17 protein-coding genes are annotated in these 18,717 nt (G+C 65.8%); 5 read left to right on the top strand and 12 right to left on the bottom strand.

Annotation, left to right across the window (positions count from 1 at the left end; genetic code table 11):
• Positions 1 to 46 precede the first annotated feature (46 nt).
• A complete protein-coding gene (locus tag EPO52_RS15740; protein ID WP_290808357.1) occupies positions 47 to 331 on the bottom strand; it encodes a GNAT family N-acetyltransferase in 285 nt (94 codons plus the stop codon).
• A gap of 63 nt (positions 332 to 394) precedes the next feature.
• On the opposite strand from EPO52_RS15740, the gene EPO52_RS15735 reads away from it, so the two are divergent.
• Positions 395 to 1,810, top strand: a complete 1,416-nt coding sequence (locus tag EPO52_RS15735) for a glutamate decarboxylase (RefSeq protein ID WP_290808354.1) — start codon at positions 395 to 397, stop codon at positions 1,808 to 1,810.
• Positions 1,811 to 1,837: 27 nt separating this feature from the next.
• A complete protein-coding gene (locus EPO52_RS15730) occupies positions 1,838 to 2,029 on the top strand; it encodes a hypothetical protein (protein WP_290808351.1) in 192 nt (63 codons plus the stop codon).
• A gap of 55 nt (positions 2,030 to 2,084) precedes the next feature.
• On the opposite strand, the gene EPO52_RS15725 is transcribed toward EPO52_RS15730, so the two are convergent.
• From EPO52_RS15725 to EPO52_RS15705, 5 genes are all read right to left on the bottom strand, one after another.
• A complete protein-coding gene (locus EPO52_RS15725; protein ID WP_290808348.1) occupies positions 2,085 to 3,353 on the bottom strand; it encodes a HipA domain-containing protein in 1,269 nt (422 codons plus the stop codon).
• Positions 3,350 to 3,574 (bottom strand): helix-turn-helix domain-containing protein, encoded by a 225-nt coding sequence (locus EPO52_RS15720; protein WP_290808344.1) that lies wholly within the window; start codon positions 3,572 to 3,574, stop codon positions 3,350 to 3,352. Before EPO52_RS15720 ends, EPO52_RS15725 begins: the two co-directional genes overlap by 4 nt.
• A 57-nt stretch (positions 3,575 to 3,631) precedes the next feature.
• A complete protein-coding gene (locus tag EPO52_RS15715) occupies positions 3,632 to 4,723 on the bottom strand; it encodes an acyltransferase (protein ID WP_290808341.1) in 1,092 nt (363 codons plus the stop codon).
• 175 nt (positions 4,724 to 4,898) lie between these two features.
• Complete coding sequence (locus EPO52_RS15710) at positions 4,899 to 6,326, bottom strand: dihydrolipoamide acetyltransferase family protein (RefSeq protein ID WP_290808338.1); 1,428 nt, start codon at positions 6,324 to 6,326, stop codon at positions 4,899 to 4,901.
• Between the two features lie 32 nt (positions 6,327 to 6,358).
• Positions 6,359 to 8,533 carry an alpha-ketoacid dehydrogenase subunit alpha/beta gene (locus EPO52_RS15705; protein WP_290808335.1) on the bottom strand — a complete coding sequence of 725 codons (2,175 nt, stop codon included), beginning with the start codon at positions 8,531 to 8,533 and terminating at the stop codon, positions 6,359 to 6,361.
• Positions 8,534 to 8,755: 222 nt separating this feature from the next.
• Between EPO52_RS15705 and EPO52_RS15700 the strand changes: the two genes are divergently transcribed.
• The gene (locus EPO52_RS15700; protein WP_290808332.1) at positions 8,756 to 9,529 is read left to right on the top strand and encodes a GntR family transcriptional regulator; all 774 of its coding nucleotides are present in this window, start codon (positions 8,756 to 8,758) and stop codon (positions 9,527 to 9,529) included.
• A 28-nt stretch (positions 9,530 to 9,557) separates the two neighbouring features.
• Here EPO52_RS15700 and EPO52_RS15695 read toward each other — a convergent pair whose 3' ends face one another.
• The 6 genes from EPO52_RS15695 to EPO52_RS15670 form a co-directional block, all read right to left on the bottom strand.
• Complete coding sequence (locus tag EPO52_RS15695) at positions 9,558 to 10,355, bottom strand: HAD-IA family hydrolase (protein ID WP_290808330.1); 798 nt, start codon at positions 10,353 to 10,355, stop codon at positions 9,558 to 9,560.
• Positions 10,352 to 11,224, bottom strand: a complete 873-nt coding sequence (locus EPO52_RS15690; protein WP_290808327.1) for a class II fructose-bisphosphate aldolase — start codon at positions 11,222 to 11,224, stop codon at positions 10,352 to 10,354. Before EPO52_RS15690 ends, EPO52_RS15695 begins: the two co-directional genes overlap by 4 nt.
• An 84-nt stretch (positions 11,225 to 11,308) precedes the next feature.
• Positions 11,309 to 12,706 carry an iron-containing alcohol dehydrogenase gene (locus EPO52_RS15685; protein ID WP_290808324.1) on the bottom strand — a complete coding sequence of 466 codons (1,398 nt, stop codon included), beginning with the start codon at positions 12,704 to 12,706 and terminating at the stop codon, positions 11,309 to 11,311.
• Positions 12,707 to 12,732: 26 nt separating this feature from the next.
• Complete coding sequence (locus EPO52_RS15680; RefSeq protein WP_290808321.1) at positions 12,733 to 13,575, bottom strand: HAD-IIA family hydrolase; 843 nt, start codon at positions 13,573 to 13,575, stop codon at positions 12,733 to 12,735.
• A gap of 21 nt (positions 13,576 to 13,596) precedes the next feature.
• Positions 13,597 to 15,090, bottom strand: a complete 1,494-nt coding sequence (glpK, locus tag EPO52_RS15675) for a glycerol kinase GlpK (RefSeq protein ID WP_290808319.1) — start codon at positions 15,088 to 15,090, stop codon at positions 13,597 to 13,599.
• Positions 15,091 to 15,199: 109 nt separating this feature from the next.
• A complete protein-coding gene (locus EPO52_RS15670) occupies positions 15,200 to 16,699 on the bottom strand; it encodes a glycerol kinase (RefSeq protein ID WP_290808315.1) in 1,500 nt (499 codons plus the stop codon).
• 209 nt (positions 16,700 to 16,908) lie between these two features.
• Here EPO52_RS15670 and EPO52_RS15665 point away from each other — a divergent pair, with 209 nt between their 5' ends.
• Positions 16,909 to 17,853, top strand: a complete 945-nt coding sequence (locus tag EPO52_RS15665) for a hypothetical protein (RefSeq protein ID WP_290808313.1) — start codon at positions 16,909 to 16,911, stop codon at positions 17,851 to 17,853.
• Between the two features lie 22 nt (positions 17,854 to 17,875).
• Positions 17,876 to 18,715, top strand: coding sequence for an HAD family hydrolase (locus EPO52_RS15660; protein ID WP_290808312.1), 840 nt, complete (start codon positions 17,876 to 17,878; stop codon positions 18,713 to 18,715).
• Positions 18,716 to 18,717: the final 2 nt, after the last annotated feature.

Genomic DNA, 18,717 nt, shown 5'->3' with positions numbered 1-18,717 from the left:
AAGCATATCAAGCCCACCGGCCCGAGGGCCAATCGACGGAACGCGGTCAGCGCGACAGCAGCCCGGCGCGTTCCGGATGCTCGTCGAACCACTTCCCCACGTACCAGCACATCGGCACGATGCGGTAGTCGGTGGTCGACTCCACGTCGTCGACCGCGTACGTCACGATCTCGCCGGCGTACCCGTGGCCCCGCTGCTTGGGGTCGGTGAACGTGTGGGTGAACGAGATGTGGCCGTCGTTCACGACGTAGTCGACGGCGCTCACCATCGCGCCATCGACCCGGAGGGAATAGCGGTGCTGCGCCTCATCGTGCAGGAATTCGCGTGCCATGCTGCAAGATTACGCCTCATCCGGCGGGTGTCGCTCGGCGGAGCGAACCCCTAGTCTCAAGCCATGAGCACGCCTCGCACGCCGCAGAACCCGTTTCACGCGCACGCCGATCTCACCCGGCAGAATCAGCTGAACCCCCTGTTCGCACGGGAGGGCGAAGCCACCGATTTCCCGCTCGGAGTGCTGCCCGACGGCGAGTCGCTGCCCGAGACGGCCTACCAGATCGTGCACGACGAGGCGATGCTCGACGGCAACTCCCGTCTCAACCTCGCCACGTTCGTCGGCACCTGGATGGATTCGCATGCGAACCGCATCTACGCCGAGACCGCCGACAAGAACATGGTCGACAAAGACGAGTACCCACAGACCGCGGCCATCGAGACCCGCTGCTGGACCATGCTCGCCGGTCTCTGGAATGCTCCGGATGCGTCGAAGGCCATCGGCACCTCCACCATCGGCTCGTCCGAGGCCTGCATGCTCGGCGGCCTCGCCCTGAAACGGCGCTGGCAGCACGCGCGCAAGGCGGCGGGGCTCTCGACCGAGAAGCCGAACCTCGTGCTGTCGAGCGCGGTGCAGGTGTGCTGGGAGAAGTTCTGCAACTACTGGGACGTCGAGCCGCGCTACATTCCCATCTCGCTCGAGCACAAGGTGCTCGACGGCCACGACCTCGAGAACTACGTCGACGAGAACACCATCGGCGTCGTGGCCATCATGGGCGTCACCTACACCGGCATGTACGAGCCGGTGGCCGAGATCGCCGCCGCGCTCGACCGCATCCAGGAGACGACGGGGCTCGACATCCCGATCCACGTCGACGGCGCATCCGGTGGCATGATCGCCCCGTTCCTGCAGCCCGATCTGGCGTGGGACTTCCGCGTCGAGCGCGTGGCCTCGATCAGCACGTCGGCGCACAAGTACGGCCTCGTCTACCCCGGGCTGGGCTGGGTGATCTGGCGCACGGTCGACGACCTGCCGTCCGACCTCGTGTTCGACGTCACCTACCTCGGCGGTCACATGCCGAGCTTCGCGCTCAACTTCTCGCGGCCGGGCGCCCAGGTGCTGCTCCAGTACTACCTCTTTCTGCGGCTCGGCTTCGACGGCTACTACAAGGTGCAGAAGGCGTCGCAGGACGTCGCGGTGTACCTCGCCGGCGAGATCGCCACGATGCCGGCGTTCGACCTCTGGAACGACGGCACCGACATCCCCGTCTTCGCCTGGCAGCTCACCGCGGGCTACACCGACACGTGGAACCTGTACCACCTCTCCGAGCGGTTGCGCCTGAAAGGCTGGCTCATCCCGGCCTACCCGATGCCGGCCGATCTCGACGAGATCGTGGTGCAGCGCATCGTGGTGCGCAACGGGCTGAGTCGCAACCTGGCCGAGAGCCTCATGACCGACATCCGTGACGCCGTGGCTTACCTCGACGCACTAGACGCACCCATGCCCACCGAGGGCATGACGCACGCGTTCACGCACTGAGCTCTCGCTGCGACGTACGCTGGCGGTATGGCGACCGAGGAGAGCGAACGGATGCGGCGGGCCGCCGAGCAGGAGAAGCGCGCCCTCGACGCACTCGCCTCCATCCACGCGGGCGCCCATCTCGGCGAGGAGACCCTCGCGCTCTCGAACGAATTCACCGACCACCACACGGCCCGCTTCCGCGCCTGGTTCCGCGCTCTCTTCACCCGCCCTTCCTAAATCTGCCAGGGTAACCGCCACGAAACGGCGGCGGCATTCCCTCTCCTCCCCGGCGTCAGGAGATCACGAGTGGCAGGGCTCGCAGCCCACTGAAGAGGTCGTCGACAATGTCGCGCGAGTTCTTCACGCTTTCCGGCAGACCCTCGACCGCCGACTCGAATGCCTCGAAGATCCCTTCGCGGGTCGCTGCAACGATATCCGCCGCTTCATCTCCGACTCCGAACTGTTTGCCGGCTTTCGAGAGCATCTCGGCACCGATCCGCGCGAATGCATACTCGCCGTTGACACTCATCGCGCTGTCGATCCCGGCTTCGCCATTCCAGTATGGCGCAGAGGTGACGAGGTCGTACAAAGGTGCCAGCCGGACGGACTCTCCGTCTAACATCAGTGAGTAGTTCTTGGCATGAGCGTCAGTGCACCCAGCCACGACGTTGAAGACGAACGCCTGATAGAACGCACGACCGGCTTCGCGCCTGTCTCGCTCGAGAGGGAGTGACCTGATCAGGCCCGCGATCACCGCCAGTCCCGGACCGCCGTCGCGATGCTGGTATTTCTTGTCAGGCGGCACGCTGAGTGCCTGGCAGAGATCCTCCTGGTGGAGCCGTCGCCATTCACCGTCGACAACGCGGCGGTCATATCTCTCCGAGACGAAGACATCGACGCCGTCGATGGTCTCGAGATCCGACTTGGCGACCTGACTTCCCAGGACTCGGGCCGCCTGCATCGTCACCTGTTCGACGACGTCGATGCGCCGAACGGTTCCCGCGACGGGTTTCAGGATGTGCGTCGTCGGTGTGGCATCCTGAGGAACGTTCCATCCACCTGTCACGTCCTTGTGCAGCGCGATCTTGGGCTGAGCGCCAGCAAGGCTGAAGTGACCCACGGAATCGTAGTAGGGCACACCCTCCGAGTACTCCGACATCACGTGCCGCAACATCCGTCCGACCTCGGCGTCGTCGACAGGTCGAATATCGGAGCGCGACAAGGTGGCATCCGTCGAAGTCCCCTGCTCGACGACGATCTGCACGGCCCCCGCAACGTCTGATCCGATGTGGGAGAGAAGCGCGACCGGACTCTTCGCAGAGACCGAATACCGTCGAGCGATTGCGGTCAGAGCATCCTCACTGTCGGGCAGCAGACCCTGTAGGTAGGGAAGGATCGCGCGCTTCTTGTGAGTCGACGCGGCGAGCGGCATCGACAGCGAAAGAGGCGTTCTCTGCGTTCGGCGATAGCTTTCGTCGTAGTGAAACGTGATGTTCCCAGTAGAGGTCTGCGTCACGACGCCACATTCGACGCCATCGAGGTAGATCTCGAGGTCGCTCACCAGCGCACCTCGCCGGTCTCTCGGTCGCGGAGAGCCATCTCGAGACCGAACGCCTGGAAGACATCGAAGAGCTTCGAGGCCTCGACCGTCGGCTTGCCGCTCTCCAAGTCCGCGATGAATGATCGCGATACTCTGGCCCGCTGTGCCAGGTCTGCCTGTGTCCAGCGTTTCTCTTCTCGCAGCTCACGGATGACCGCCGCCGCTTCTCGAACCGTGAGCATCCTTCTCCCCGCCTGTAGCCGCTCGGCGACATCATCACTTGACGCCGTACGGCTACATTAGCACCTGTCGCCGTTCGGCGACAGGATGCGGGCGCTCACGCGGCCGGGCAGGCGGAACATGTAGCGGAGGTGGGTGCGGTCCATGAGCCAGAACACCGCCAGCGAGGCGGCCACCACCACGACCGTGCCGAACACGGGGCCGAAGTAGCGCACCACGGGGATCTCGTAGAGCTCGGGAACAATCGGCAGCAGGAAGAGCAGCCAGATCACCGGGAGCTGGAGGATGTAGATGGGCAGCGTGCGGCGCCCCACCTTCGCCAGCACACGGGTCACTGCGGGGATGCGGCTGAGGACCGTGCACACCACGATCGCCAGGGTGACGGCCGCCGAATCGCGAACCAGCCGCGCCGAGGTCTCGAACACGGTGCCTTCTTCGGTGAGCTGCCAGAGCAGCTGGAACAGCACGAACGCACCGAGGGTGCCGACGAGCTTGGTGGGGATGCGCCCGGCCGAGAACCACACGAGCAGAGCCGGCAGGTAGACACCGGCGGCGAAGAACACCGCGAAGTAGATCATGTGCAGCCACTGCTCTTCGGCGTGCTCGGCCGGCACGAAGCCCGACAGCACGGCGAGGGCGGCGAAGCATCCGAGAACCACCATCGGCGGAAAGCGCTGCAGCGAGGTGATCACCACCACGTACAGGGCCAGAGCGAACACGAACCACAGAGTGGTGTCGGGCATCGCGAGCTGGCGCAGGAAGTCGGCCGTGGACTCGATCTGGAAGGGCAGCTCGGTCGCCGCCACCACGGCCGACATCACCCCGAACACGCACAGCCACACGAGGTAGATCCAGTACGAGGATGCGACCCGCAGCACGTTCCGGCGGTCGCCCCACCCGCCCCGCACCCGCCTCGAGACGAGCAGCCCCGAGATGGTGAAGAGCAGAGGCAACCGGAAGGGCCCGAAGAACTCTGTGAACTGCCGCCAGGCATCCGTGCCCGCGGTCGGCGGCGTGAGCGGGTCGTACACGAAGATGCGCACGTGCAGCATCACCACGGCGATCACGCAGGCGCCCCGCGCCACGTCGAGCCAGATCGCGCGTCTCGCCGGGGCGGCGACCGCGGGACGGGTGCCCGTCTCGCTGTCCACCGCACTCGTCGTATCCAGAATCAGTCCCCGTCTCGTCGGCCGAGGCATCCGCCGACCCGCTGCTCAAGCACATCACATCCGGCGCGAACCCACCAATTGGCGCCGGATGCGGCTCGACGATGCGCAACCTCGCTCAGCACGTGGGCCGAGCGAGGTTGCGAGACGTCGTGCGGGTTCAGAGCAGGATCTGCATCGGGTTCTCGACGAGCTCGGCGAGGCGGGCCAGCCACTTCGCTGCGACCACACCGTCCACAGGCCGGTGATCGACCGAAAGGGTCACGGTGATCACATCGCCGGCGACGAGTGAACCATCCTCACGCACCACCGGCTGTCTCCGTGCCGCGCCGATGGCCAGGATCCCGGCCTGCGGAGGGTTGATGATCGCCGCGAACTCATCCACGCCGAACATGCCGAGGTTGGTGATCGAGAGGGTGCCCCCCTCGAGTTCCGACTGCTGCAATCGCCCCTCGTTGGCTCGGCCGACCGCATCCTTGATCTTCGACGACAGACTGGTCAACGAAAGACCTTCGATGCCACGGATCGTCGGGGTCACCAGTCCTCGATCGCTCGCGACCGCGACCGAGATGTCGGCCGTCGCGAAGCCCACAACGGCGTCCTCCGTCCAGATCACGTTCATCTCCGGCACGTCGACCAGCGCCAGGCCGGCGGCCTTCACGAAGAAGTCGTTGACGGAGAGCCGTATTGCAGACTGCTGGTTCAGCTGGGAACGGAGCGCCAGCAAGGCGCTCACATCCAACTGGCGCGTCAGATAGAAGTGCGGCGCGGTGCGCTTGCTTTCCTGGAGCCGCGTCGCGATGAGCCTCCGGAGCTTCGAGTGCGGGGTGGCAGTCCCCCCGGCGGGTACGGCCGCCGGAACGACCGGAACCGGAACCGGAACCGCGGCGGGTGAGACCGCCTCGGCTGCCGCCGGGACAGGAGTAGCGGGCGAGGCCTGCGCCGGCACTGCCGCCTTCACGTCGTCGCGCACGATGCGCCCGCCGGGTCCGGAGCCCCTGAGCGACACGATGTCGACACCCAACTCCTTCGCCAGCCGCCGGGCGAGTGGGCTGGCGAACAGCCGCTCCCCCGCGCGCGGTGCGGATGTGCCTTCCGACGTGGCCGACGTCGGCTCGGTGCTCGAGGCTGGGATCGCCGTCGGTTCGCTCGCCGCAGCGACGGGGGGCGCTTCTACCGGCACCACTCCCGGAACCGTCTCGGCCGACTCCACGGAAGGTAGCGCACTCGCACCACCGCCGCTGTCGCCTGTGGCCACGGCCTCCGCGACCTCCGAGCGCGGGCTCAGCGTCGGGTCCGCGCCACCGTTCAGCTGGGCCACGAGCTCGTCGCCGGCGCTGGCCGGCTCCCCCGGAGACAGCAGCACCGCGATCGGATCACCGACCGGCACCATCGAGCCGGACTCGACGAGCAGGGCGTGGATGATCGACTCCTCGTCGACCTCGATGTCGACGACGGCCTTCTCGGTCTCGACTGATGCGACGGAGTCGCCGGCGGCCAGTGTGGCGCCGGCCTCGACGAGCCATCCCTCGAGCGAAGCCTCATCAGAATCGGCGGAGACGCCAGGCATCCTCAGTAGACGTGCCATGTCAGAAGTTCCTTTCCTTCAGCACTCGGCGCTCAGACGATTCCGACGAGCGCGGCGACGATGTCGTCGGCGCTCGCGAGAGCGGCCTTTTCGAGCACCTTGGAGATGCTGGGCGAGGACTCGGAACCGGTCACCCGGGTGACAGGAGCGTCGAGATAGTCGAAATAGCGCCGCTGGATCTCGTCGGCCAGCCATCCGCCATAGGAGGTCCCGGCCGAGCCCTGCTCCACGATCACCACGCGGTTGGTCTTCTTGATCGACTCGCCGACGGTCGCCCAGTCCAGGCTCGCCTTGTCGAGCCACCGCAGATCGATGACCTCGCCATCGACGTTCGCGGCCTCGACGGCATCGAGCGAGCGCTGCACCATGGCCAGGTAGCTGATCACGGTGACATCGGAGCCTTCTCGGCGCACCTCGGCTTCACCGAACGGCAGACAGAAATCGAGGTCTTTGGGAGCCTGGCCCACGGCCTTGTAGAGGTCGGCGTCGTGTTCGAGCACGGCGATCGGGTCCTTCAGCTTCATCGCGGTATTGATCAGGCCCACGTAGTCGAGCGGTGTCGACGGCGCGATGATGCGCCAGCCCACACTGGTGGCGAGAATGCCGGCAGGGTCCATCGAGTGCTGCGATCCGTACCCGGTATTGGTGCCGATCTTGATCCGCAGCAGCAACGGCATGTCGTGCTCGCCGCCGAACATGTGGCGCGCCTTGCCGATCTGATTGAAGAGCTGATCTGCCGCCACCCAGAGGAAGTCGGCGTACATCAGCTCGACCACCGGGTAGTAGCGACCGTCGAGGGCGAGCCCTCCGCCGAAGCCCGTGAACGCGGCCTCGGAGATCGGGGTGCCGAGCGTGCGATCGGGAAAGTCGTCGGCCAACCCCTTGGTGGCTCCACGCGAACCGCCGTTCAGACGATGTACGTCCTCGCCCAGTACCACGATCGACGGATCCTGCTCCATTCGGCGATGCATCACATCCGCGACCACATCGACGAACTTCTTCTCGACCAGGTCGTCGGCGGTGAAGTCGCTCACGCGCTTGACGGTCGCACCTTCGAGAGACGGGATCTCGCCTCGGATGCCCACGTTGATGAACTCCGGGCTCGGCCACAACTGCTCCTGGATCCGGAGCTGTCCGGGCTTGCCATTCGGGTCCTGCTCGACGACCGTCGTGCCGATCTCCTGCATGATGGCCTTGCACCGGGCGCGCAGTGCCTTCGCGTCGTCTGAGGCGAGGATGCCGCGGCGCACGAGGTGCTGCTCCACGAGCGCGATCGGGTCGCGGTCGCGCCAGCCTTTCTCCTCGTCCTTGCTGCGGTAGCCGAAGGCGCTCCCCGGGAACGGACCGTTCTGATGGAAGTACCGATAGGTGTCGGCCTCGATGATGGTGGGGCCGCCGCCGTCGCGCATGTAGTCGACCGCCGCCTTGGTGGCGAGATACACCGCGAGGGTGTCTTGCCCGTCGACCCGCCAGGACGGGATGCCGAACCCCAGTCCGCGACCGGAGAGGCGCGCCTCGCCGGTCGCCTCCTGCACACTGGTCGACACCGCGTACTGGTTGTTCTCCACGAAGAAGCAGGTGGGCACCGTCCAGGCCGCGGCGAGATTGAAGCTCTCGAGAACCGAACCGATGTTCATCGCGCCGTCACCGAAGTAGGAGAAGGCGACATTGTCGGTCTTGGCGTGACGGTCGGCCCAGCCGAACCCCACGGCGAACGGCACGGCACCACCGACGATGGCATTGGTGCCCATGGCGCCCGCCTCCGTCCACTGCAGGTGCATCGAGCCACCTCGACCGTTGCAGTAGCCGTCGGCGAGGCCCGCGATCTCGCTGAGTGTGCGGTAGAGCACCTCACGCACTGCCGGCGAGAACTCCGCCGTGGCGTCGAATCCATCCGGCTGGATGTGGCCGAGCGCCTTGGCGATGAACTGGTGGTGGCCTCGGTGCGAGCCATTGATCTGGTCGGCGCTGACGAGCGGGAGGATCGATCCGACGGCGCCACCCTCCTGGCCGATCGACGAGTGCGCGGGACCGTTGATGAGCTTCTGTCCGGCGAGTTCGAGCACGTATTCCTCGAACGCTCGAATGAGATTGAGTTGCACGAGCATGGTCTGCAGCAGGGCAGGGTCTGCAGCGTCCCAGTCGGACTTCGTGGTGCGAAGCTCGACCCACTGGGCCGCAGGCTTCAGTCGTGTGGTGGTTGCCATGAATCCTCATCCTTGATGAATCCGCCGCAGGGAGTGCGGAGTTGACTGTCGGCCTCGTCGCCGAAGGCGTCCGGTATGCTTGAGCGAAGCACAACTATTGCGTCGCGCATCAATCAGGCTACCGTACAACTCTATACATGTACACATCGCCAATGCGAGAGCGTGGGCAGGATTCGGCAAATCGGTCCGAGCGTGCTGGTCTCATGTAAGGAGATTCCGACGGTGACAGAGACTTCGAGGGCCACGATGGGCGGGTCTGCGGGCCCGGAAACACTCGATCGCAACTCTGCGATACCGCTCTACGTGCAACTCACCGACCTCATCCGCGAGAAGATCACGGGTGGCGAATGGGTACCCGATCAGAAGATCCCGTCGGAGAACGACTTCAACACGCTCTTCGGCATCAGCCGCATGACCGCACGCCAGGTCTTGGCCCGTCTCGTCGATGAAGGCCTGCTGTTCCGCGTGCAGGGCAAGGGCACCTTCGTCTCACATCGCAAGATCAGCACCCGCTCTCCCAGCTACATGGGCATTCGTGAGCAGCTCGAGCAGCAGGGCTACGCCACGAAGACCGAGATCCTGAGTGAAGCGCTGGTGGAGGCCGACGGCCGGGTCGCGCGCGAGCTCTCGCTCACCGAGGGCACGCCCGTCTATGCCATCCGGCGACTGCGCCGGGTCGACGACACCCCCATCAGCCTGCACGAGTCCTACGTGCCCGAGTCGCTCGCGCCGGGCATCATCGATCGCGATCTGGCCACCCAGCAGCTGTGCACGGTGCTCGAACTCGACTACAGCCTGCAGATGGCGAAGGTCACCGAGACTCTGGAGACCTCGTCCGCAACGAAGGTCGAGGCCAAGCTCTTCGGCAACAGGGTCGGTACGCCATTGCTGCTGCTCGAGCAGCGCATCTCCTCGGCCTCGGGGCTGCCGTTCGAGTTCTCACGGATCCACTTCCGTGGAGACATGATCCGCCTCGAGTTCCACTACGACCTCTGAGGCGACCGGGACCACGCCGCACCCCGAGTCAGCCGCGGGCCACGACCTCGGCCTCGGCCTCGATGACCTTTTCCAGACCGTCGAGGTCGATGAAGCCATCGGCATTGCGCACGTCGAGGCCGGCGAGCAGCTTCGAGGGTGAACCGGCGTCGCCGAGCGAATCGACCACCACGGTCGCGTCAGGAAAGTCGTCATCCCCGGTGAAGTGGCTCACCGTCACGACGTGGGCCATCCCGGCGGCGGCGGCAGCAGCAGCACCCGACTGCGAATCCTCTACCACGACGACCTCGTCGATCGACCGTCCGAGGGAGGCGGCTGCCAGCAGATAGATGTCCGGTGCCGGCTTCTTGGCAGGCACCACGTCGCCGGCGAACACGCCCGCCATCCGCTCGCGCTGCTCGGGCCCGATCACCGATGCCAGAACGGCCTCCACACTCTTCTGCGCCGATGTGGAGGCACACGCCACCTGCCAGCCCGCATCCAGTGCTTCGCCGATGATGCGGGCGATCCCGGTACGGCCCGGCAGGGTCCCCGAGTCGACGAGGTCGACATAGATCGCCGACTTGAGCTTGTGTGCCGCGAGGATCTTCTCGTCCAGCTCGTCGCCCGAGCCGAGGTCGATCTCCGGATGCGCGGCGAGGTACGCCTTCAGACGTTCTTTGCCGCCTCCGATGCGCAGCAGCGGTCCGTACTCCTCGGCCGTCCAGCGGAACGGGAATCCGAGCTGCTCGAATGTGCGGTTGAAGGCCACGAGATGGCCGTCGAGCTCCGTCTCGGCGAGAACGCCGTCGCAGTCGAGAAGCAAGGCCCGGGGGGCGGCGCTCATGCGGACTCCCCCGCTCGGCCGGCAGAGCCGAACAGCTGGATGTTCTCCTGAACCGTGGCCCGTACAGCTCCGCCGATCTGGTCGAAGAGCTTCACGGGCTCCCACTTGCCCGCCCTCTCCGCCTCGGCGAGGTGGTCGCGGGCGGAGTGCATGTAGGCAAGCTTCAGAGCGGTCGAGATATTGATCTTCGACACACCGGCGGAGATGAACGCGCTGAAGTCCTCCGCTGAGAGGCCGGTGCCGCCGTGCAGCACGATAGGGACGTCGGTGAGAGCGGCGAGCGCTTTGACACGATCGACCAAGAGCACGGGTGAGGCCTTGTACAAACCGTGGGCCGTGCCGAGCGCCGGCGCGATGAGGTCCGTTCCCGTCTCCAGAGCCACTCCCACGAGCTGCTCGTCGGAGTAGAAGTGCACGTTCGGATCATCCGATCCGACACCGTCCTCTACTCCCACGATGTTCTCGATCTCGCTCTCCACGTCGACACCAGCCGCGTGCGCCTCGGCCACGACCTCCGCGGTCTCGCCCCGAGCCACCTCGAATGCACGATCGGAGGCGTCGAAGAGAACCGACGACCAGCCGTGCGCGATCACCTCGGTGATCACCGATCGGTCGGGACAGTGGTCGAGGTGGAGCGCCACGGGAACCGATGCGGCCTCGGCAGCCGATCGCGCCACCGCAGCGAGCACGGGGGCCCCGAAGTACTTGACCGTCTTCACCGACGTCTGCAAGATGATCGGTGAACCCGCGGCGTCGGCAGCTTCGACCGCCGCAGCGATGGAGATGCTGTCGACGATGTTGACGGCCGGAACCGCGTAGCCTCCCGCCCGGGCGGCGAGCGCGAGCTTCTTCGTGCTGGCGAAAGTCATGCAGGTATTCCCTCCTCGAGGATCGTGCAGCGTTGCACGGATCGTCTACCAATATAACAAGTATAGGCAACTCTATACATCTAGTTACAACCCACCTCCGACATCGGCGGCTCGCGCGAAGACCCGGTCGAAGAGCTCGTCGTTCCAGCACCCTCTCAGCACGAGCAGGTCGGCGAGGCTCATGCGGTCTCTCATGAACGGCAGGGCCGCGAGCGCCCAACGAGCGCGCTCGGGTGAGACCGCCGGCGTCAGAGCCAAGAAGGTGCGAGGAGCCCCCCAGAGCGCGAGCGCCGCCGCCGGCTCGGCAGGGTCTCCTGCCAGCTCGTCGAGCCGTGCACGATGGCGGTCGCGCTCCGCGAAGAACGCACGCACCGCCGGCTGCTCATCGTTCCATCGCCCCATCTTCTTCTGCACCGCGCTCCAGCATTCCTCGCCGAGCACACCAGACGGATCGCAGCTCGCCCAGGTGGCGAGGACGCGCTCACGCAGACCTTCTGGTACCGCGAAGTCAGCGGGATCCGCGTCGAGGATCTTCTCCTCATGCAGAGCGATGTCCCAGAGAGCTGCCGAGAGGATGCTCGCCACACCGACCTGAGCGCCGTGCAGGTCGTGCGGGGAATCCTCTGCCATCGCCGCCATGTCGAGCACATGGCTCACCAGGTGCTCCACTCCCGAGAGCGGCGCCGTGGTGCCGGCGTCACCGATCACGAGACCGCCCACCGTGAGCACCTCGATGAGTGCGGCGATCCTGTCGGCTTCGGTGACGGATCCATCAGAGAGCCGCGGCGCGATGCGCTTCACCGGTTCCACGAACCGGTCGTCGTAGCGCCCAGGATCCATACCGATCTCGCAGGCCAGATACCAATCCGCGGGTGCCGACCAGATGGCCACCGCATCACCCACGCCTGCGCGGGTGAGCGCCGCAGGCGCCTCGGCCACCAGACCGTGGTCGATCACCAGCGCAGAGGGCCACAGAGTCGGCACGGTCCGTTTGGCGCCCTTGACGACGACGACCGAGAGCGGATCCGCGAACCCGTTCACCGAGGCCGCGGTCTGCACGGAGATCAGGGGAGCGGAGACGGCTGCGGCCACCACCTTGCCGAGGTCGCTCACCGTCCCGGATCCCACCGACACGACGACCGCCGCACCCCGTGCGCGAGTGGAGACCTCGGCGATCGTCGTCTCGTCGAGCACCACGCCGTGGCCCGACTCGGCCGCGACGAGACACCGGGCGGTTCGCCCGGCAGGCAGCACAGCGATCACCGCGTCCATCACAGCGCTGCCGGCCACCGTCTTCGGTGCACCGTCCGAGAGAATGACGATCTCGCCTTCGGGCGCGATGTGGGCGATGAGACCGGTGAGTGCAGCGAGTGCGCCCGGTCCGGCCACGGTCGTCATCGACCCACCGGAGGCGGAGAGCGAGTGTTCCGCGAGCGTGTCGGCGAATCCGGCCGGGTGTGCGGTTTCGGAGGCGGTTGTCATGGGTCCCTTCGGCGTGCGCACCATGGTCAGGCGCTCACACGGTCGTAGTCGAGTAGATCGTCGATTCGTTCGAGCACCCAGGTCGGCCGCTGTTCCTCCGGCGCGGCACTCAGTTGGTCGAGGTCGGCCTCTCCGGTGAGAACCAGAGCCGAGCACATGCCCGTGTTGTGGGCGAACAGGATGTCGGTGGCCAGCCGGTCCCCCACCATCACGCTCGTGGCCGGGTCGAGGCCGGTCTCCGCGCTGATGATGTCGAGCAGATCCTTCGACGGCTTGCCGAAGACGGCCTCGCACTCGACCCCGGTGCCGGCCGTGACCGCGGCCGTGATGCAGGCCGCATCCGGCTCTCCTCGGCCTCCCGGAAAGGGGCAGAATCGGTCGGGGTTCGTCGTGACCAGCCGGGCACGCTTGTGGAACCACAGCGCGTCGAACGCTATTTGGAGCTTGCGGTACTCGAACCCGCGGTCGTACGAGGTCACGACCAGATCGACGCGCTCGGGATCGTCGCTCATCGCGATTCCCGCCTCGGCGAGGGCCATCACAAGTGGTTCCTCACCGATCGGGAAGACCGTGGCTTCGGGCATCATCCGCGAGATCCAGCTCACCGTTGCCGTCAGGCTGGTGTAGACGTCTGAGGGATCTGTGCTCAGACCGAGCCGGGTGAGCTTCTCCGCATAGTCCTCCGGCCGTTTGGTGGGGTTGTTGCTGCAGAAGACCACCCGCTTCCCTCGGTCGCGGAGGCCTTCGACGAGCCTTTCGGCTCCGGGGAGCAGCGCCTCCCCCAGATAGATGGTGCCGTCGAGATCGAAGACGTACGAATCGAATTCGATGGGGTGCCCGCTCAGAGCGGGGAGTGCTGTGCCGCGCATCGTCTCTTCTGTTCCTCGCACTCAGGCGGACTTGCGGGTCCAGCCGCCCGTGAGATCGCGCGCCTGCGTCCAGCCGGCGTAGAGCGAGTCGGCGTGGTCCCGGCTGATGCCCGGTTCGAACACCCGGTCGACCACCCACTTCGTCTCCAACTCGTCCAGGCTCGTGTAGACCCCTGCCGAGAGCCCGGCCAACAACATCGCACCGAAGATGGTCGCCTCGGCGTTCTTCGGTCGCATCACCGGGATACCGAGGATGTCTGCCTGGAGCTGGCAGAGCAGATCGTTCTTCACCGCTCCCCCGTCGACGCGAAGCTCCGGGATGTCGAAGGCCGAACCCTGCACCGCGGCGTCGACGAGATCGCGCGTCTGGTAGACCATCGATTCCACGGCGGCACGGATGATGTGCAGCCGACTCGTGGCGTTGCTCATGCCCACCAGGACGGCACGAGCGGTCGGGTCCCAGGTGGGAGCCGCGAGACCGGTGAAGGCCGGCACGAAGTACACGCCCTCTGTGCTCGCAACCTGCCCGGCGTACCATTCGCTGTCGGGCGCGGCATGGATCAGCTGGAGGTCGTCGCGCAGCCACTGCATGGTCTTCCCCATCGCGTAGACCACGCCCTCGGTCTCGTAGCTGATGCGGCCCTGGATGTTCCAGGCGGCGCTCGGAGTGAGACCCTCCGGCCGGAACGGAGTCGCCCCGTTGTTGATGTTGAGAACACCCGCCGTGCCGTAGGTCATCTTGACCTGGCCCTGCTTGAACGCGGCTTGACCGAAGAGACCGGCCTGCTGATCGCCGAGAGTGGCCGTGATCGGGACATCCGCCCCGAAAGTGGCTTCGATCGAGCCGAACGTCGCGTCGGAGGGCAGTATCTCGGCGAGCATGTGGCGCGGGATTCCCATGCCTCGCAAGAGGTCCTCGTCCCATTCGCAGGTGTCGAGGTTCATCATCATGGTCTGAGAGGCGTTCGAGGGTTCGGTCACGAACGAGGTGCGTCCGGTCAGATTCCAGATCAGCCAGGTGTCGACCGTGCCGGCGAGCAACTCGCCCCTCTCGGCGCGTTCCTGGGCGCCGGGCACACTGTCGAGGATCCAGCGGATCTTCGAGGCTGCATAGAAGGCATCGGGCACGAGTCCCGTGCGTTCCTTGATCAGCTCCCCGAAGCCGGAATCGACCCAGCCCTGCACGATCTCGTCGGAGTGACGCGATGCCCATACGATGAGGTTGAAGATCGGGCGGCCGGTGTCCTTCTCCCAGACCATCGCGGACTCACGCTGGTTGGTCAGACCGACGGCACTCAGCTGATCAGCCCTGATGCCTGCCTGTGAGAGTGCGGTGCGCATGACGTCGAGTTGGGTGTTCAGAATCTGCATGGGGTCGTGCTCGAGCCAGCCGGGCCGCGGATAGATCTGCGTCAGCTCCGCCTGTCCGAAACCGAGCACATTCGCGTCCTCGTCGATCACGAACGCGCGAGCGCTCGTCGTTCCTTCGTCGATACCGAGGATGTACTGCGTCATAGTTCTCTCACTTCATCGTGTCTGATGGGGAGGCCGGGGCGGCCAGGCGGGCGGGGAGGACGCGACCGATCGCATCCGCCCCGCCCCGGTGTTCAGAGGGTCGACCCGCTCACGCGAGGTTGACCTTCTTGGTCCAGCCCTTCGTCAGCTCCCGTGCCGCCGTCCAGCCCGCGTAGAGCGATTCGGCTTCGTCGCGACTCATCTCCGGCTCGAAGACCCGATCGACAGCCCACTTGGACTCGAGCTCTTCGAGACTCGAGAAGACGCCCGTGGACAAGCCGGCCATCAGCATCGCTCCGAAGATCGTGGCTTCGGCCACCTTGGGCCGCACGACCGGAATGCCGAGGATGTCGGCCTGCAACTGGCAGAGGAGATTGTTCTTCACTGCGCCACCGTCGACGCGTAGCTCGGGAATCGTGATGCCCGAACCCGCGATCGCCGCATCCACGACATCACGGGTCTGGTAGACCATCGACTCGACCGCGGCGCGGATGATGTGCAGGCGGTTGGTGGCGTTGCTCATCCCGATCAGGGCCGCACGGGCGTACGGGTCCCACGTGGGGGCGGCGAGCCCCGTGAAGGCGGGGATGAGGTAGACGCCCTCCGTGCTGGCAACCTGACCGGCATACCATTCGCTGTCAGGCGCGGCGTGGATCAGCTGGAGATCATCACGCAACCACTGCATGGTCTTGCCCATCGAGAACAGCACGCCCTCGATCTCGTAGGCCGTCGTGCCCTGCACCCCCCACGCGAGACTCGGGGTGAGCCCCTCGATGCGCATGGGAGTGTCGCCGGTGTTGATGTTGAGCACGCCGGCCGTGCCGTACGTCATCTTCACCTGGCCTTTGCGGAATGCGGCCTGTCCGAAGAGCCCGGCCTGCTGGTCGCCGAGGTCTGCACCGATGGGGATGGAGGTTCCGAACGTGGCTTCGAGGTCACCGAAGTTCGAGTCCGAAGGCAGGATCTCGGCGAGCATGTGCTTCGGGATGCCGTAGTGGCCGAGCAGCTCCTCATCCCACTCGAGGGTCTCGAGGTTCATCATCATCGTGCGTGAGGCGTTGGAGTAGTCGGTGACGAACGACTTGCGCCCGGTGAGGTTCCAGATGAGCCAGGTGTCGACTGTGCCGGCGAGCAGCTCTCCGCGCTCGGCGCGACCCTGCGCTCCGGGCACCTGATCGAGGATCCAGCGGATCTTGGAGCCGGTGTAGTAGGCATCCGGAATCAGTCCGGTGCGCTCCTGGATGAGCCCGCCGATGCCCTGGTCGACCCAGCCCTGCACCACGTCGACGGAGTGCCGGGATGCCCACACCACGGCGTTGTAGATCGGCCGGCCCGTCTCCTTCTCCCAAACGATGCCGGTCTCGCGCTGATTCGTGAGGCCGGCGCCGGAGAGCTCGTCGGGCGAGATGCCCGCGTCTCGGAGCGCGGCACGGATCACCTCGAGCTGAGTGTTGAGGATCTGCATCGGATCGTGCTCGATCCAACCGGGTCGCGGATAGATCTGCGTCAGCTCGGCCTGCCCGAAGCCGACCACATTGCTGTCTTCATCGATCACGAATGCGCGCGCGCTTGTTGTGCCCTCATCGATACCGAGGATGTATTTGACCATGTCTCCCACTTCGTCGTGTTAAAGACCGGCCCGTGCGAATGCACGGGACCTGTATGACTGGCGTAAACGTATTCGTACGTAGCTGTATAGTCAAGTATTGCCCGGATAGACATCCGAGCGATACGCTTCCCCTCGCTCCCGCATCGTGCCGGAGTCTTCAGGGCATTCCGCCCACAGCAGCACAACGACGTGACGCAAAGGATCCTTCAATGGACATTAGTTTCGCCTCCCTTCTCGCCGCCGCCGCCGGCGGCTTCTTCGGTGCCGCGATCGGGGCACTCCAAGCCTTCATCTTCACCGGCATCCTCGTGCTCGTCGGCGTCGTGGCATTGATCGCCGACCCGAACTCGACCCTGTTGAGCCAGGTGGCGTTCGGGCCCGCATTCGGGCCGCACATCGCGTTCGCCGGCGGCGTGGCGGCGGCTGCCTACGCCGCCCGCAAGAGCGACCTCGTCGGCAAGGACATCGTGACTCCGCTCGCGAAATTCGCGCGACCCGACGTGCTCCTCGTGGGTGCGGGCTTCGGTGTCTTCGGATACGTTCTCCAGAAGCTGGTGGCGATCATCCCGTGGTTCGGCGCCCACACCGACTCGGTGGCGGTCACCGTGATCATCTCGGCGATCGTGGTGCGCATCCTCTTCGGCAAGACGAAGGTCTTCCAGCACAACGGAACGGGATCTTCGGGCTGGGCCGCCTACTCGCCGAGCGACAAAGGACGCTGGATCGAGGGGCAGGAGCGCTTCGTGCCCAATACCGTGCTCGGAATCTTCGTGGGGCTGCTCTCCGCGTTCGTCGCAGTGACCCTGTTGCAGGCTCTGCCCCAGCTGAGCGGCAGTGCGCAGACGTTCATGTTCGGCATCTCCGCGGTCTCGCTCATCTTCCTGAGCATCGGCCTGCCGGTGCCGGTGACCCACCACATCACCCTCCCCGCGGGGGTTGCAGCCGTCACGTTCCTCCCACTCGTGGGAGGGGAAGCGTGGATCGCGATGCTGATCGGAGCGGCCGCAGGATTGATCGGCGCGTGGTTCGCCGAGATCTTCAGCCGACTGTGGTTGGCTCACGGCGACACGCACATCGACCCCCCGGCGGCGGCCATCTGGCCGGCGACGACGCTCGTTCTGGGCGCGGCGGCAATCGTGACCGCACTGAGCTGACCGACACAAGGAGACGATTTCAATGACCGACTGGGATACCGGGCAGCTGGCGGCGGTGCGCGTGGTGGCGCTCGACGTCGACGGAACGATCGCCGGTGGCGACCATCGTGTGAGTCCACGCACCAGGGCCGCCATCGGGTCACTTCTGGAACTCGGTATCCCAGTCATTCTCCTCACCGGGCGTTCGCGCCAGAACACCCTCGAGCTGGCCCAGCACCTCGGCATCACCAATGAGGTCGTGTGCTGCAACGGGGCGGTGGTCGTCGACCCGGTGAGAGGAGAGAACACCCGCGTGATCACCATGCACGGCAGTGACGTCGAAGCCGCCATCGGCGCTCATCGCGACCTCGACCTCGAACTCACCTGGTGGACGCCCGACGACATCGTCGTCGGGCGCGACGGCCCCATGCGACGACAGTTGATCGATCTGAACGAAGACGAGGTCGCCGTCGCCGACCCCGGCACCATCGAGCCCGCCACGGTGGTGAAGATGATGCTCTACGGCACACCGGAGCGACTCGATGACACGGCATCGGAGATTCTCGAGCGCCTCCCTCGCGCGACCCGATCGATGGACGTGTTCTTCGAGCTCGTCGACTCCGATGCCAACAAATGGGCGGCACTCCAGTTCGTGCTCGAGCGCCTCGGCCTCTCCCCCGACGACGTGCTGGGTCTCGGCGACGGCGGCAACGACGTCGTGTGGCTCTCACAGATCGGCCACCCGGTGGCGATGGGGAACGCCCGGCAGGAGGTCGTCGACGTGACCCGCCATCAGACCGGCCACCATGCCGATGACGGAGCCGCCGTCATCCTCGAGCTCACTCGGAACCTCATCGCCGCCGGCTCACCGGCCGAGATCTAAGG

Source organism: Herbiconiux sp., assembly GCF_004297105.1.
In the GTDB taxonomy this organism is placed as follows: Bacteria; Actinomycetota; Actinomycetes; order Actinomycetales; family Microbacteriaceae; genus Herbiconiux.
The sequence above is the reverse complement of the archived record's forward strand: the minus strand, read 5'-3'. Positions and strand labels throughout refer to the sequence as shown.